17 protein-coding genes are annotated in these 15,477 nt (G+C 57.4%); 11 read left to right on the top strand and 6 right to left on the bottom strand.

From position 1 onward, the window contains the following. Positions 1-35: 35 nt before the first annotated feature. From thiB to ACSSVV_RS05650, 7 genes are read left to right on the top strand one after another with little or no spacing between them, the layout of a single operon-like run. Positions 36-1,040: a thiamine ABC transporter substrate binding subunit gene (thiB, locus tag ACSSVV_RS05680; protein WP_023008261.1), complete on the top strand. Its 1,005-nt coding sequence runs from the start codon at positions 36-38 to the stop codon at positions 1,038-1,040. 4 nt (positions 1,041-1,044) lie between these two features. Beyond that, positions 1,045-2,712 carry a thiamine/thiamine pyrophosphate ABC transporter permease gene (thiP, locus tag ACSSVV_RS05675; RefSeq protein ID WP_023008260.1) on the top strand — a complete coding sequence of 556 codons (1,668 nt, stop codon included), beginning with the start codon at positions 1,045-1,047 and terminating at the stop codon, positions 2,710-2,712. After that, positions 2,705-3,319 carry a thiamine ABC transporter ATP-binding protein gene (locus ACSSVV_RS05670; RefSeq protein ID WP_023008259.1) on the top strand — a complete coding sequence of 205 codons (615 nt, stop codon included), beginning with the start codon at positions 2,705-2,707 and terminating at the stop codon, positions 3,317-3,319. Before thiP ends, ACSSVV_RS05670 begins: the two co-directional genes overlap by 8 nt. Before the next feature lie 36 nt (positions 3,320-3,355). Further along, the gene (locus ACSSVV_RS05665; RefSeq protein ID WP_023008258.1) at positions 3,356-4,504 is read left to right on the top strand and encodes an MlaE family ABC transporter permease; all 1,149 of its coding nucleotides are present in this window, start codon (positions 3,356-3,358) and stop codon (positions 4,502-4,504) included. Positions 4,505-4,507: 3 nt separating this feature from the next. Then, positions 4,508-5,302, top strand: a complete 795-nt coding sequence (locus ACSSVV_RS05660) for an ABC transporter ATP-binding protein (RefSeq protein WP_023008257.1) — start codon at positions 4,508-4,510, stop codon at positions 5,300-5,302. Continuing rightward, complete coding sequence (locus ACSSVV_RS05655; RefSeq protein ID WP_023008256.1) at positions 5,302-6,240, top strand: MlaD family protein; 939 nt, start codon at positions 5,302-5,304, stop codon at positions 6,238-6,240. Before ACSSVV_RS05660 ends, ACSSVV_RS05655 begins: the two co-directional genes overlap by 1 nt. After that, a complete protein-coding gene (locus ACSSVV_RS05650) occupies positions 6,237-6,845 on the top strand; it encodes an ABC-type transport auxiliary lipoprotein family protein (protein WP_454105716.1) in 609 nt (202 codons plus the stop codon). The genes ACSSVV_RS05655 and ACSSVV_RS05650 overlap by 4 nt, the downstream gene beginning before the upstream one ends. Here the strand turns inward: ACSSVV_RS05650 and pgsA are convergent. The 5 genes from pgsA to ACSSVV_RS05625 form a co-directional block, all read right to left on the bottom strand. Then, positions 6,842-7,396, bottom strand: coding sequence for a CDP-diacylglycerol--glycerol-3-phosphate 3-phosphatidyltransferase (gene pgsA / locus ACSSVV_RS05645; protein WP_011784701.1), 555 nt, complete (start codon positions 7,394-7,396; stop codon positions 6,842-6,844). The genes ACSSVV_RS05650 and pgsA overlap by 4 nt on opposite strands. 7 nt (positions 7,397-7,403) lie before the next feature. Beyond that, positions 7,404-9,263 carry an excinuclease ABC subunit UvrC gene (uvrC, locus tag ACSSVV_RS05640; protein WP_222180621.1) on the bottom strand — a complete coding sequence of 620 codons (1,860 nt, stop codon included), beginning with the start codon at positions 9,261-9,263 and terminating at the stop codon, positions 7,404-7,406. Continuing rightward, complete coding sequence (gene uvrY / locus ACSSVV_RS05635) at positions 9,247-9,906, bottom strand: UvrY/SirA/GacA family response regulator transcription factor (protein ID WP_011784699.1); 660 nt, start codon at positions 9,904-9,906, stop codon at positions 9,247-9,249. The genes uvrC and uvrY overlap by 17 nt, the downstream gene beginning before the upstream one ends. A 102-nt stretch (positions 9,907-10,008) precedes the next feature. Further along, positions 10,009-10,272 (bottom strand): YheU family protein, encoded by a 264-nt coding sequence (locus ACSSVV_RS05630; protein ID WP_011784698.1) that lies wholly within the window; start codon positions 10,270-10,272, stop codon positions 10,009-10,011. Between the two features lie 74 nt (positions 10,273-10,346). After that, complete coding sequence (locus tag ACSSVV_RS05625; protein WP_454105715.1) at positions 10,347-11,966, bottom strand: methyl-accepting chemotaxis protein; 1,620 nt, start codon at positions 11,964-11,966, stop codon at positions 10,347-10,349. Positions 11,967-12,122: 156 nt separating this feature from the next. On the opposite strand from ACSSVV_RS05625, the gene ACSSVV_RS05620 reads away from it, so the two are divergent. Together ACSSVV_RS05620 and ACSSVV_RS05615 are read left to right on the top strand one after the other, a co-directional pair. Beyond that, positions 12,123-12,827: an AzlC family ABC transporter permease gene (locus ACSSVV_RS05620; protein WP_023008252.1), complete on the top strand. Its 705-nt coding sequence runs from the start codon at positions 12,123-12,125 to the stop codon at positions 12,825-12,827. Beyond that, positions 12,820-13,152: a branched-chain amino acid transporter permease gene (locus ACSSVV_RS05615; protein ID WP_014421679.1), complete on the top strand. Its 333-nt coding sequence runs from the start codon at positions 12,820-12,822 to the stop codon at positions 13,150-13,152. The genes ACSSVV_RS05620 and ACSSVV_RS05615 overlap by 8 nt, the downstream gene beginning before the upstream one ends. A 12-nt stretch (positions 13,153-13,164) precedes the next feature. Here ACSSVV_RS05615 and ACSSVV_RS05610 read toward each other — a convergent pair whose 3' ends face one another. After that, on the bottom strand, positions 13,165-13,569 hold the full coding sequence (locus ACSSVV_RS05610) for a DUF1330 domain-containing protein (protein ID WP_011784694.1): 405 nt from the start codon (positions 13,567-13,569) through the stop codon (positions 13,165-13,167). A gap of 225 nt (positions 13,570-13,794) precedes the next feature. On the opposite strand from ACSSVV_RS05610, the gene ACSSVV_RS05605 reads away from it, so the two are divergent. Continuing rightward, positions 13,795-14,442, top strand: coding sequence for a c-type cytochrome (locus ACSSVV_RS05605; RefSeq protein ID WP_454105714.1), 648 nt, complete (start codon positions 13,795-13,797; stop codon positions 14,440-14,442). Between the two features lie 12 nt (positions 14,443-14,454). Further along, positions 14,455-15,468, top strand: a complete 1,014-nt coding sequence (locus ACSSVV_RS05600) for a c-type cytochrome (RefSeq protein ID WP_454105713.1) — start codon at positions 14,455-14,457, stop codon at positions 15,466-15,468. The last annotated feature ends 9 nt before the right edge of the window (positions 15,469-15,477 follow it).

The raw sequence follows: 15,477 nt of genomic DNA, 5'->3' as shown, positions 1-15,477 counted from the left end.
CATGGCACCCCCGCTACTGAACAAGGTGCCGCTGTATGTTTTCACGCTTGATTCCTGCGCTTCTCGCCGTGTCGCTGCCTGCGATGGCCGCTGCCGAAGAACCGGCCGTTCTGAATGTGTATACCCATCCATCCTTTGCCGCCGAGTGGGGCCCGGGGCCCGCTGTTAAAGAGGCGTTTGAAGCCCAATGCGGCTGTTCCCTGAATTACACCGTGCTGGACAGTGGCGGCGATATTCTGCAAAGGCTCCGGCTGGAAGGAAGCTCCACCCCGGCAGATGTGGTTCTGGGGCTGGATACCGGCACCATGGAGACCGCACGTCAAACCGGTCTTCTTGGCCGCCACGGCCAATCACTGGAACGCCTGGCACTGCCCGTTAACTGGGACGACGACACTTTCGTGCCCTATGACTGGGGATATTTTGCCTTTGTCTACGATACCGAGCAGCTGCAAGAACCGCCCTCAAGCCTCGAGGAACTGGTGAAAGCGCCAGACGATCTCAAGATCATTATTCAGGATCCGCGCACCAGCACACCGGGGCTCGGCCTGTTGCTCTGGATGCATACCGTCTATGGTGATGAGGCGCCAGCAAAGTGGCAGCAGCTCAGCAACAAGATTCTCGCCACCACTCAGAGCTGGAGTGACGGTTATTTCTCGCTATTCATGAATGGCGAAGCGCCCATGATCCTCTCTTACAGCACCTCGCCTGCCTATCACATGGCTATCGACAAAACTGACCGTTATCAGGCGGCCCGTTTCAATGAAGGGCATTACCTGCAGGTAGAAGTCGCCGCCCTGGTGGAAAGCTCCGATAACAAGACACTTGCCAGAGAGTTTCTGGACTTCATGCTGACCGCGGACTTCCAGCGTCATATTCCACTGAAGAATGTGATGTATCCGGCGGTTGATCTTGGCGATGAATTGCCAGACGTTTTCGACAAGCTGATTACACCATCCGAAGCCCTGTATATAGACCCCGCGAAAGTTGCCACCATTCGCCGACAGTTGGTGAACGACTGGCTTGATGCACTGACCGACTGAAGTGATGCCAACACACGCGAGAGCCGCCCCCTTCAGCCATCCTGGCTGGCAACTCTGGCCCGGCCTTTTACTCGGCACCGGGCTGTTGCTGCTGGTGGCACTCGGCCTTGGGAGCATCCTTCAGGAGGCCGGCGAGCTGGACATGGGGAGTACGCTGGAAAGCTCCTATTTCCAGAATGTGGTCCGCTTTACCCTTTGGCAGGCCTTTTTATCTGTCCTGTTAAGCCTGGCGCTGGCGCTCCCGGTGGCGACTGCCCTCGCCCGCTACACAGGCTTTCCCGGTCGCAAATTGATTCTCCGGCTGATGGAGTTGAGTCTGGTATTACCCACCATCGTGGCAGTCTCCGGCATCATCGCGGTGTTTGGTCGGCAGGGCTGGTTCACCGGCCTACTTAATATCTGGCTTCCTGGAAATGGGTGGAATCTTTATGGGCTGAGCGGCATTCTGCTCGCCCACGCGTTCTTCAATGCGCCATTGGCGGCCCGAATCCTGTTGCAGGCGCTGGATTCCATACCCGCGCCGCGAATGCGAACCGCCTCTCAACTTGGGCTCGGAGGCTGGTGGCTATGGCGTGCGGTGCACTGGCCCGCCATCAAACCGGTACTGCCCGGCGTGGCGGCACTGGTGTTCACGCTCTGCTTCACCAGTTTTGCCATCATCATGACGCTGGGCGGAGGGCCAGGAACAACCACCCTGGAAGTCGCCATCTACCAGGCCCTGCGCTTCGAATTCGATTTCGCCCGTGCCGCACTGTTTGCCATTCTTCAGTTAGCTATTTGCGGCAGCCTCTGGTGGCTGGTTTTCCGGAAGCGTCTGGACACCGCTGTACTGCCAAACCGCCGGTTATCACGCCCGGCCCCCCTGTTTGCACGGCCCTGGCAAGGGTTTTCAGCGGGTCTGCTGTTGCTGATTTTCACGGCCTTTCTGGTCTCGCCACTGCTGGCCATCATCCTGCGCGGTTTGCCGGCGTTATGGCCAATGGCGGATGCTCCTTCTTCTTACCAGCAGCTCTTGCCAGCCACCGCCCGCAGCCTGTTAATTGCGATTCCAGCCGGGCTCGGCTCGGTGCTCGTTGCATTGCTAACTCTGGCAGCCGCCAACCGGGCTCGTCGGCGCTGGCTGGCCATAGTGCCGGCTGTCACCGGCTATCTCCCCTTGATCGTCCCACCTCTGGTACTGGGAACCGGGCTTTTTATTCTGTTAAGGCCGCAATTGGGAAATACCATGCAGGGCTGGTTCCTGGTGGCGCTGATCAACGGGCTGATGGCCGTGCCGTTTGTACTACAGATACTGCGCGGACCTCTCGCAAGCCTGGATGCCGGATCACTCCAACAGGCAGACCAACTGGGCATCCTGGGCTGGTATCGATGGCGATGGCTGTATTGGCCGCATCTGCGCCGCCCAGTTGCTCTAGCCCTGGCGTATGGTGTTGCGTTATCTCTGGGTGACTTTGGGGTTATCGCCCTGTTCGGCAGCCCGGGCAAACCTACCCTCCCGGTTTTGCTTTACCAGCAACTGGGTAGTTACCGATTAGCGGAAGCCGCAGGTACCGGACTCTGGCTGTTGGGGCTACTGGTACTGATTTTTGTGTCGCTCTCCCGTGTTCCCGGCATTAAGTCCAGAACAACTTCCGCTGCAAGCCAACCACTGCCGGAACCTGAACATGCTTGAGATCAAAGATCTGGCCTTCGAGTATGGCCCTGATGGCCATCTCTGGCGCTTTAATTTTGCCGTGCCTGCCGGCGAATGTCTGGCCATCCAGGGCCCCAGCGGTTCCGGCAAATCAACACTGCTCAGTCTGATTGCAGGTTTTCTCCCTCCAGACGAAGGCCGTATTCTCTGGATGGGCAAGCCAATTCATGCGCTAAAGCCCTGGCAACGCCCGGTCACCAGCGTTTTCCAGGAACACAACCTGTTCGAACATCTGGATGTCTTTACCAATATTGGCCTTGGCATTCACCCCGGCCTCAAGTTGGATGAAAGCCAACGCCAAGCCATTGAAGCCGGACTGGAACGCACCGGATTGGCGGGTTTTGGCCCCAGAATGCCTGGCGAGCTTTCCGGTGGCCAGCGCCAGCGCGTTGCCCTGCTGCGTGCCATCCTGCGGCGCCAACCATTGCTGCTGCTGGATGAACCCATGACGGGCCTGGACACCGAGACCCGGAAGATCCTGTACGCCATGCTGCTGGAAGAGAAAGCCCGGGGCATCACCATGCTACTGGCCAGTCACGATGAAGAAGAACGCAGAATACTGGCAGATAGCCACTGGAATCTTTAAGCTTTCAGAGAACTCAAACAGGGACTCCGTGACTCCGTGGCAAATGAACCAGGCCTCTCTCAGCCACTTGGCGCCCACACTCCCGGTAACGCCGAACTCGGTGGTCATACGCTGACGTTCTCCGGCGACTGGATACTACCCCACTATTCGGCTCTGAATCGGCAAACAACTGCCCTGAAACCTCGCGCAGCCGGCTGTAACCCGGATTTTTCCGGCCTGGGCCGACTGGACACCGCCGGCGCCTCGTTGATGGTGAAATTACTGGGCAGCGACGCTCTGATCAGCGCTCTGGAACGAGCCGAATTGCCGGATGAACAGCGTGCCCTGATACAGGCGGTTGCTGAAGCCATGAACCAGCCGTCGGCGGAGGTCGCAACCGTTAACCCGGTCGTGGCGTTCCTGGCAGAAACAGGGAAAAAGATAACCTCCCTGGGGCAGCTTATCTGGTTGTTGGCCGGGTTCATTGGCCAGACGCTGGGCACCCTGTTCTACATTCTGCCCCGGCCTAATCGCTGGCGTATGACCCCCTTTGTAGCGGCACTGCATGACACCGGCCTGAATGCCCTGCCCATTGTTGCCTTGCTCACCTTTCTGGTTGGGGCCGTGGTAGCGTTTCTCGGCGCGACGGTTCTTGAGGACTTTGGTGCGACTATTTACACCGTGGATCTGGTGGCGTTCTCGTTCCTGCGGGAGTTCGGGGTACTTCTGGCAGCCATCCTGCTGGCCGGCCGAACCGCCAGTGCATTCACCGCACAGATTGGCGCCATGAAGGTCAATGAAGAACTCGACGCCATTCGCACCCTGGGGCTCAATCCGGTGGAACTGTTGGTGGTTCCCCGGGTATTGGCGATGATGTTCAGCCTCCCCATTCTCACTTTTATTGGCATGATTTCGGGCATGGTCGGCGGGGCCATGGTCTGCGCTCTGGCACTGGACATTCCACCCAGTCAGTTCATAGCCATTGTCGAACGGGACATTGCCCTGAAGCACTTCCTGGTCGGCCTTGGCAAGGCGCCGGTGTTCGCGTTTCTGATTGCCGTCATCGGTTGCCTGGAAGGCTTCAAAGTCGCAGGCAGCGCACAGTCTGTCGGGGAACACACCACCTCCAGCGTGGTGCAGTCTATCTTTATGGTGATACTGCTGGATTCCGTGGCAGCGCTGTTTTTCATGGAAATGGGTTGGTAAGGCATGGCAGATCATCCGGTCATACAGGTACGCGCACTCGACAACCGGTTCGGCAGCCACATCGTTCATGAGAAACTCGATCTTGATCTGTACCCCAGGGAGATTCTTGGGGTGGTCGGCGGCTCCGGCACCGGCAAATCCGTTCTGTTGCGCAGCATTGTTGGCCTGAACCCGCCATCCGGCGGACATATCACCGTGTTCGGTGAAGATCTTACGGAACTATCCGCCACGGAGCGCTCCCGCAATGAGCAGCGTTTCGGGGTTCTGTTTCAGGGCGGCGCCTTGTTCACCTCGCTGAACCTTGAGCAGAACATCGCGCTGCCGCTGATTGAACATGCCCGGCTGTCGCGGGCCGAGGCGGAAGAACTTGCCCGTATGAAACTGGCCTTGACCGGCCTGCCACCAGAGGCCGCCACGAAGTACCCGGCCGAACTCTCCGGCGGTATGGTCAAGCGGGCGGCACTGGCCAGGGCACTGGCGCTGGACCCGGAAATCCTGTTTCTGGACGAGCCAACCGCCGGTCTGGACCCGATTGGCGCGGCCGCCTTTGACGAACTGATTGTGACCCTTCGCAACGCACTGGGCCTGACGGTGTTTCTTGTTACCCACGATCTGGATACCCTGTACACCACCTGCGACCGTGTCGCGGTTCTGTCTCAACGCAAGGTACTGGTTGCCGATACCCTGGAAAAGGTGGCACAAACCGACGACCGCTGGATCCAGGATTACTTCCATGGCCCCCGTGGCCGCGCGGCGATTACCGCCCACCACAGGCTAACCGAACAGGAGCCCGGTTAATGGAGCCAAAGGCCCATCACGTTATCATCGGATTCTTTACCCTCGCGGCAGTCAGCGCTGCCTTGCTGTTTGCCTTGTGGCTGGGCAAATCGTCTACCGACACCAACTGGGCTTATTACCGAATCGGGTTTGACCACCCCGTTGGCGGGCTGGCCAAGGGTAACCCGGTACTCTACACCGGCGTTCCGGTGGGCGACGTGCTTGATCTTACCCTGGCGCCGGACAACCCTGCCCATGTGCGGGTACTGGTGCGGGTGAACCAGGACATTCCGGTACGGGAGAATACCCGCGCAGGCCTGGTGCTGGCGAACATTACTGGTAGCATGAGCATACAGTTTACCGGAGGCACAACAGACAGCCCCATTCTCGAAGGCCACAAAGACAACCCACCGCTGATTGCCGCCGAGCCTTCCGCCTTCAGTAACCTGCTGACCAACGGCGAAGCCATGCTCGGTAAAGCCGAACAGTTGCTGGAGAGTGCCAACCAGCTGATGTCCGAGAACAACCTGAGCAACATTACCGAAATTCTTGAAAACACCCGCCAGGCCAGTGAATCCCTGTTGGCCAGCCGGGACGAGCTGGAAGCGCTGATGGCCCGGTTCGACGCGGCCGGAATACGCGCCGAAGAAGCTGCTATCAAGGTGTCTGCCGCAGCAGACAGGTCCCGAGAGGTACTGGATGAGCGGGTAGAACCGGTTCTCCTGGCCATGTCCAGGGCGCTGACTACCCTTCAGCCTACTCTGGACCGGCTGGACACCCTGACCAGCGATAATGAACTGGCGCTGGACGCCGGCCTTCAGGGTCTGGGAGAAATTACCCCGGCACTGCGGGAACTGCGCAGCACCTTGCGCAATCTGAACTCGTTTACGCGCAGGCTGGAACAGGACCCCACCGGAACCTTGTGGGGCGGCGCCGGCATCAAGGAGTACGAACAATGAAAGTAGTATTCGCTCTTGCCTTGAGCCTGATTCTGGCCGGCTGCACGGTATTCCCGGTACCCGAATCCCCACGTTTGATGGAGCTGGCACCAGCGAACGACTTGCCAGCATTTGATCAGGCGCTGCCCGCCAGCCTTCGGGTGGATACGCCACTGGCATCTGACCCACTGGACAGCACTCGTATTCTGATCAAACCGTCAGCTTACGAATACCGGGCCCTGGCAGGCGCCCGATGGCGAGAGAGTATTCCCGTGGTCGTTCGCGATCACCTGCTGGAGACTCTCCGGGCAAGCGGCGCGTTCGCAAATGTGATGACCGACACCAGCCCGGCAACGTCGCAGTTAACCCTGGTCTCCGAGCTGACCGGATTTCATGCTGAGAATGATGAAACTGGCACACGGGTGGTGATCAGGCAGCATCAGCAACTCATGGATAATCGCACCAGACGGAGCTTGTGTGTGAGGAGTTATGAAGCCAGGGCGAACGCACAAAGCACCGCGCTGGGGGAGTTGATGGAGGCCTTCAGTAATGCCAGCGCACATTCATCCGTGACCACCGTCACCTGGGCACACCAGTGTATGGCCCAGGAACCTCCGGCCAATTAACCTGCCTCTTTCGGAAACAAGTCAGCCCAGGCGGCACGAAGGTAAAGAATCATGGACCACAGGGTCAGCACTGCTGCGATGTATAGCAGACCGATGGCCACATAAGCCCAGAAATTACCCGGCGGAAACGCCAGCAACCCGACAATGGCCGCCATCTGAGCGGTGGTCTTGATCTTGCCGATATAAGACACAGCAACACTGGCGCGACTGCCCATTTCGGCCATCCATTCACGCAACGCCGAGATCACAATCTCGCGACCGATAATCACGGTGGCGGGAATAGTCAGTAATACCGCCGAATACTCTTCGATCAAGACGGCCAGCGCCACTGCCACCATGAGTTTATCGGCCACCGGATCCAGGAAAGCGCCGAAAGGCGTGCTCTGGTTCAATTTGCGGGCCAGGTACCCGTCCAGCCAGTCCGTCAGGCCTGCCAGAGCAAATATGATGGCGCTGACCAGGTAACTCCATTGCATGGGCAGGTAAAAGATCACCACGAATACCGGAATCATCACGATACGGGACATGGTCAGTATGTTCGGTAAATTCATGGTGTTCCTATTGGTCATGCAATGCTGCGTAAATGGTCTCTGCCAAAGATTTGCTGATGCCCTGCACTTTGGCCATTTCATCAACACTGGCTTTTCTGAGTTCCTGGATGCCACCGAAATAGCGAATCAGTTCGCGCCGGCGCTTCGGCCCAACCCCTTCGATACCTTCCAGGGTCGACTGGCGCCGCTTTTTATCGCGCCCGGCCCGGTGTCCGGATATGGCAAAGCGGTGGGATTCATCCCGAATATGCTGTATCAGGTGCAGCGCCGGAGAATCCGCCGGTACTCGGAATACGGCCCCTGTTAAGGCGTCAATCAGCTGCTCCATCCCTGCGCGCCGGGTCACACCCTTGGCGACACCAATCAGGGGGATATCGGAAATTCCTAGCTCTTCAAACACTTCACGAGCAATATTCAACTGGCCCTTACCACCGTCGATAAACACCAGATCTGGCCGCTTGCCTTCGCCGTTCACCATCCGCCGATAACGCCGGGTGAGCACCTGTCGCATGGCGGCATAGTCATCGCCGGCGGTTATGTCCTGGATGTTATACAACCGGTAATCGCTTTTCAGTGGCCCATTCTCGTCGAAAACCACACAGGATGCGACGGTATTTTCCCCATGACTGTGGCTGATATCGAAGCATTCCATACGGGAAGGTGTTTCCGTCAGCTCCAGCAGGTCGCGCAGGGCCAGCAATCGACGATACACGGTTTCTTTGCTGGCGAGGTGTGTCAGCAGGGTTTGCCGGGCATTGGTCATCGCCAGCTCCAGCCAACGCCGGCGTTCGCCCCGCACATTGCCGCGGATGCGGGTTTCCCGTCGAGCGGCTTCCGACAGGGCCTGCGATAACAATTCCTGCCCGTCTACCGCCACCGGCACCAGGATGTCGCGCGGAATCTCCCGCCGGGTGTCGCCACCGAAATAGTACTGGCCCAGAAACGAGGCCAGCAATTCGCCTTCGGTCTGTTCCAGGGAATAGCGAGGAAAATAATCCTTGGTGCCCAGCACCCGCCCGCCACGAACAATAATCACAACGATGCAGACCACACCGGCATCCTGGGCAATGGCGATGACATCTGCATCCCCTCCCTCACCGTCTACGGATTGCTGTTCCTGAACATGGCGAAGATTGTTGATCTGATCTCTGTACGCCGCGGCTTTCTCAAACTCCAGGGCCCGTGATGCATCCTCCATGGACTGCATCAGGTCCTGAATAATCGCCGGGTTCTTGCCCTCCAGAAACATGCTGGCGTGCCGGATATCCTCCTGGTATTCCTCAGGGCTGATAAAGCCGACGCACGGCGCCGTGCAGCGGTTGATCTGGTACTGCAGGCATGGCCGGGTTCTGTTTCTAAAATAGCTTTCACTACAGGATCTTATGCGAAAAACCTTTTGTAGAATATTAAGACTTTCCTTGACCGCTCCCGAGCTTGGAAAGGGCCCGAACCAGGTGCCACCACCCTTTTTGGTGCGGCCCCGCCGAAAGGTCAGCGAGGGATAATCCGAATGCGAGGAGAGATAGATATAGGGATAGGACTTATCGTCCCTCAACAGAATATTGTAGGGTGGCCGCAGCGATTTGATCAGATTCTGTTCCAGCAGCAACGCTTCTGTTTCACTGCCGGTAATAGTGACTTCAATGGCCGCAATCTTGCCCACCAGGGCTTCGGTTTTAGGGGCCAGGCCTGATTTACGGAAATAACTGCTGACGCGCTTGCGAAGGTTGCGGGCTTTACCCACGTAGAGGATGCCACCGGTATCGTCATACATACGATAGACACCGGGGCGTTCTGTCAGTTGTTTCAGGAAATTCTGGCTGTCGAACTTCCCGGGAGATTGCTCGGGATCAGACCTTGTCGGCATCCAGCAATCCAAGCCTTACTGCCATCAGTGCCAGTTCCACATCACTGGAAATCTCCAGCTTTTCGAAAATCCGGTAACGGTAACTGTTTACGGTTTTCGGGCTCAGGCACAGCTTGTCGGAGATATCCTGAACCTTCTGGCAATCCACCACCATCATGGCAATCTGCATTTCGCGCTCAGACAGGCGCTCGAACAACGACAGCTCGCCGTCTTCATCCCGCTCACCCCCGAGCTGTTTCAGTGCCATTTTCTGGGCAATTTCGGGGCTGATGTAGCGCTGGCCGGAATGGGCTTTACGAATGGCCCGCACCATTTCCTGAATGTCAGCGCCTTTGGTGACATACGCGGTGGCGCCGCTCTGCATCACACGGGCCGGATAGGGGTCGTCAGCACAGGCGGTAACCACGATAACGCGAATGGAATCATCAATACGAAGAATGCGCCGGGTCGCCTCCAGGCCGCCAATACCGGGCATGCGAATATCCATCAGGACAATATCCGGACGGTTTTCACGCACACAGTCAATCGCCTCTTCGCCGGACGAAGCCTGGCCAATGACGTCTATATCGGGATTGTCAGCCAGCATGCGAGTGATACCCGAGCGTACGAGCTCGTGGTCATCAACAACCAATACCCTGATCAAAACTCACCTCGCCGTCAGGTATGAGGAAACAGGCCGATTGTAACGGTTAGCAGCGTCAGCCGGTAGGCGGCATGAAAAAAATTGCCAGAATGGGCACCTTGATCACAGACCATTGCCGGAAGGGGAACCCAGGCCGGCAGTGTTCTCAACCGGATCGAACCAGACCACCAGTTCTCCCCTACGCACAGCTTCAAGTACGCGCTCCCGCTCTGCCAGAGGACTTTCGGTGTCATTCAACCCGTGATAACGGGTGCAGTATTCCTCGGCCAGGCCCTCGAGCTGATCAGCCGTAAGCAAACCCGTGTCTACTACAAATTTTTCTTCTCGCGGGTCCGGATCGGAAGGCTGCACTGCATCGTTACTCATAGAACCTCCAGTCAGTCGCTGTATGTTACGGTTTTATGAGCCAGACAAGAACCCCCGCAGATGAAGACACATCATCACGTTTCTGGAGAGCGGGTGCGGAAACGGGCAATGAGCTGCTTCATGCCCACCGATTCCTGCCTAAGCGCTTCACTGACAAGGCGGGTATCCTCCACATTCAGAGTCAGGGTCTCAGCACTCTCACCGAGAGCCTCCGCACGACGCCCCACTCTCGCGATTTCATCCCGCTGCAAGGCAACCGCACCCTGCACACTCTCACTCTGACGCTGCAGCTCATGAAACTGAGCCGCCAGACCTTCCAGGTGCGCTCTCAGGGCATGCAGATTAGCGCGATTCATTTCGCCAGCGCCCGCCATATCTTCCAACAGTGAGTCTGCGTTGTTTGCACCCACGACAAGGTCCTGCACCCACTGGCGAATATTGGCGGTGGATTCCGAGGTCCGACGCGAAAGCGTGCGTACCTCGTCTGCCACCACGGCAAATCCCCGGCCGTGTTCGCCCGCCCTGGCTGCTTCAATCGCCGCATTCAGGGCCAGAAGGTTGGTCTGCTCGGCAATATCGGCGATCACGCCGGTGACTTGCTCGATTTTTCCGGTTGCGTCTATCAACGCGGTGATCGACTCAGAAACCCGTCCAATCACCTCAACCGTGTGGTCAGCGCCTTTCTCACTGTTAGCCAGCCCCTCACGGACTTCGCTGTTGGCATTGACTGCATGCATCACCGTTGCTGCAGAGTGCTCGGTGGCCTGTTCGATCTGTGACGCCTGATCCGCGATGGAAGCCATAGACTGAGCCACATCGGAAATCTGGCGACGAGTGCTTTCGGAGGTTTGCTGCAGTGCTTCCGCTCCGTTATCCAGGCTGGCAGAGCGTGCATCAAGGCCTGAAGCCGCTGACCGAACATCCTCAACAAACACCTCAAAGCGCCGGACCAGTTGTTCAATAGCTCCGGCCACGCCGGCAACCTCGTCACGACCTTTTACCGCGAGGATCTTGGTTAGATCAGCGTTCTGCTCCATGGCCGACACATCCCGGGCCATGGCCTGCAAGCGAAGGATCACCGAAGTCCGTAGCCAGAGCGTCATCGCCGCGACCAACGCAAGAAAGACCAGGGCGCCACCAAGCAGGAACCTCTGCTGGTCTGCCAGATAATGCAACAGTTCCGATGCGCTCGCAGTAACGCCATCGCGACTGGCTCTCTGGCGCTCAGTTATCGCCGTCAGCATGGGCTCCAACGCTTGGAACAGTTGAAAATCGACGATTTTTCCCACTTCATAGTAGCTGCGCTGGCCTATTCCCTGTTTCATGTCCGCCATCAGCGCCACGACCCGGTCATATTGCTCGCGATTGTCCCGTGACCAGGTGCCTAACCCGGAATTCTCCTGAATCCTCTGCCAGTGCCGGGGAATTGAGCGCTCCAACTCGGTGAACAAAGGATCGATTTCGTCCCACAGTAAAAGCTGTGCCTTGATCTTGTAAGCCAGATCCTGCAGCAGTCGATGGTCCTGCTCCAGATCAACCAGCATCCAGGATTGCTCGAGACTCTCTCCAACCAGTGCCTGCGAGGTATGCTCGGCTTTCGCTATGATCATCCAGGCAATGAACGTGAGGCCGGCAACAGCAGCCACCGACAGCAACGCAAACGCCAGGATTCTGGCGCGAACAGTGGTCAGCATAAAAACTCCGATCAGGTGTACCCGGTCGGAGGGTATGCCCGTTTTATGACACTTTTATGTATTTGCTTGCGTCATTTTTTCGATACTACGTTTGGCGATCTTCAAAAATAACTGCTAAATCACTATCATCGCTCTTTTATTTCCGTTCGGATGCTAATGAATCACCACGCTTTCAAACTCACTCTGCCGATTTTATTTGGCTACATCCCCCTTGGTATGGCCTTTGGTGTGCTGTTTACCACGCAACTGGATTATCCCTGGTGGATTGCCCCCCTGATGGGCCTGGTTATCTACGCCGGTGCCGGCCAGATTCTGGCGGTCAGCCTGCTGGCTGCCAACGCCGGACTGGTTGAGGTGGCCGTTGCCATGTTCGTACTGAACGCTCGACATCTCTTCTATGGGTTGTCGCTGCTGGGACAATTCCGTGGCGCCGGCTGGCGTAAGGCGTATCTGATTTTCGGTTTGACCGATGAAACCTATTCCCTGCTCACCAGCCGCCCCCGTTCGGCCAATCGCGAACAGGAACAGCATGTGGACTTCCGGATCACGGCCATGAACCAGGGCTACTGGATTGTCGGATGCACCTTGGGTGCGGTACTCGGCAAGACTGTCGCCTTCAACAGTACCGGCATTGAGTTTGCACTCGTGGCGCTGTTTATTGTGCTCACCATCGAACAATTGAAAGCATTGGGGGATTCGTTTCCGGTGTGGGCGGGGGCGGCGGCAGCTGCGTTTGCCATGATGCTGGTGCCGGCAACCCATCAACTGATAGCAGGCATTGTACTGGTTACTGCAGTGCTTCTTCTGCACTACCGGAAGTATCGAACAGACACCATGGCAGGAGACGCAAATCGTGGGTGAAAGTAGCTACCTGGCGGCGTTTATTGCCATCTCCGCCCTGGCCACATTTGCGACCCGGGTGGTGCCTTTCCTGTTCTTTGAAAAGCACACGGAACACCCTCTGGTCAAACACATCGGGCGCTTCCTGCCCGCAGCCGTGATGGCATTACTGGCCACAGTATTTTTGCAGAGGTCTGCGGACTGGCAGGCACAGGCACCTGGCGCAGATGCGCTGATACCCGCATTACTGGTGGTTGCCGTTCACCTGTGGCGCAGAAACGCGCTGCTTTCTATCGCGGCCGGCACTGCAGCCTACATGGCCATTCAGCAATCAGGCATTCTGTAAGGCACCCGAAAATCAGGGGGTGCCCTCAACATTGGCCACCAGCCGGGAATCTTCCAGCGCGGCCGTGCGGTGCTTCACCACGCCCTTGTATTCCGGGCTTTCAATCATCGCCAGAAACGCGTTAATGGAGGGGTAGCGGACCAGCAGCACCTGATCCCAGGATTCATCCGGCGGCGCAATCAGCGAACCGACGGAACGGCCAGACCAGATCACCTCGGCACCAACTTCCGAGACACTGCGGGCAGCCTCTGTCATATAACGCTTGTAAGCATCCCTTCCGGAACAGTCTTCGCTGTCATCCTTGTATGCAGCCTTGTCCCTGAACCGAAGCAGATTCAGCATCACAACAGGCTGATCTTTGGGGATTTCATCAAGAATCTTCTGTAACTCTTCCTGAGATGGATTGACGGTCGCCATAGTTGTCCCTGTTCATTCGTTTGCAGGATGGCTCTTTGATGCCATTCTTTGAATAGGACAGTAAACGAAAATCCCGAAATGTGCATCTCCATCTTCGCCTTTCGGAGGGGTTCCCTTGCATTATTGACCTTCGTCAAGCAAGAATTGAGGCCACACTACGGCTATAAGCACATAACCATCAGTGCTAAAGCGTACTTATTCAGAACAAGAGAGAGACAATCGACCGTGAGCAAACTCCCAGTGATACTGGCCGCAATCGGGCTGGCCACCACGGCAGGTATTGCATCTGCTGCGTTATCTGGCGACCCACAAAACGGCAAGGAGGTCGCCAACCTCTGCGTAGCGTGCCACCAGGCCGATGGCAGCGGCAAACACATCGAAGGTGGAGAATCCTGGCCCAGGCTGGCCGGGCTGAATGCCACCTATCTGGCCAAACAGTTGCATGACATCAAAGATGGCTCCCGGACCAGCCCCACCATGATGCCTTTCGTCAACATGCTGGACGATCAAAAGATTGCCGACGTTGCGGCCTACTACAGCCAGCTTGAACCCACCGCTGGTGAAGGCGGCCAAAAAGCCGATGAAGCACTTCTGACCAGGGGCGAACAATTGGCTCAGCGTGGCGACTGGTCCCAATACGTTGTTTCCTGCAAAAGCTGCCACGGCCCCGGGAACCAGGGTGCTGGCGACGTATTTCCCGGCATTGCAGGCCAGCACGCGGGTTACATCGAGGCACAACTGAAAGCCTGGAAGGAAGGGACCCGCAAGAACGATCCCCAGGATCTTATGGGCTCCATTGCACGCCGCATGAGCGATACCGACATTCACGCGGTCGCCGTCTGGCTTGCCAACCAGAACACCGCCAGCAACTGAGGGACAAAGATCATGATGCGCACACTGCTAACCGTCGCCCTCTCCGGCTGCGTAATACTTCCGGTAACCGCTGCGGCCAATGACGACAGAACCCAGGCCTACATCGATCAGCTCACCGCCATGGGCTTTGCTGCCCCGAACGAAAACCAGCTGGTGCACATTCCGCCGTCCATGGCAGACCTGGAGGAAGCCGACATCCATCCGGAACTGAAAAAGGTTATCCGCAGGGGCTACGACCTGTTCACCAACACCCAGCAACTGCGTGGCAAGAACGTGTTCAACAACATGAACTGTTCCAGCTGCCATCTGGGCGAAGGCCGGATGCCTTTCAGCGCGCCTATCTGGCCGGCTGCCGTCACCCTGCCCGGCTATCGCGGCAAGAACGGCCATGTAAACAATCTGGAGGAACGGATTGCGGGCTGCTTCACCTATTCCATGAACGGCAAGCCGCTGGAGTACGGCAGTGACGATATGCTGGCACTGTCTGCCTACCATCAGTGGTTGGCGACAGGTGTGGAGATGTACCCCAAACAGCCCATCTACGGCCGCGGTTTCCCGGCGCCCGAGCGGCCGGCTGAACTGAGCTACACCAACGGTGAAAAGCTATATCAGGAAAACTGCGCGGTGTGCCACGCTGAAGATGGGACAGGCCTGCGTATCGACGGCCACACAGTATTCCCGGCCCCCTGGGGAGATATGTCCAACAACTGGGGGGCTGGTATTGTGCGCCTGCATACCGCAGCTGGCTTTATCAAGAACAACATGCCATTGGGGCAGCCCAACTCCCTGACCGATCAGGAAGCCTGGGATATCGCCTTCTACATGGACAGCCAGGAGCGACCACAAGATCCGCGCTACACGGGCGATGTGAAGGAAACCGCTGAAAAATTCGGGCCTACCTTCCACAAACATTCCATGTATGGTCAGGTTCGGGAATCCGATGGCAAGTTACTGGGTGACCACGACAACACCGGAGACAAGCCTTTCCTTAAACCAGACACCGTGCGGTCGAGAACATTCGACTGACAGACGTTA

The organism is Marinobacter sp. MBR-105 (assembly GCF_053628895.1).
The sequence above is the reverse complement of the archived record's forward strand: the minus strand, read 5'-3'. Positions and strand labels throughout refer to the sequence as shown.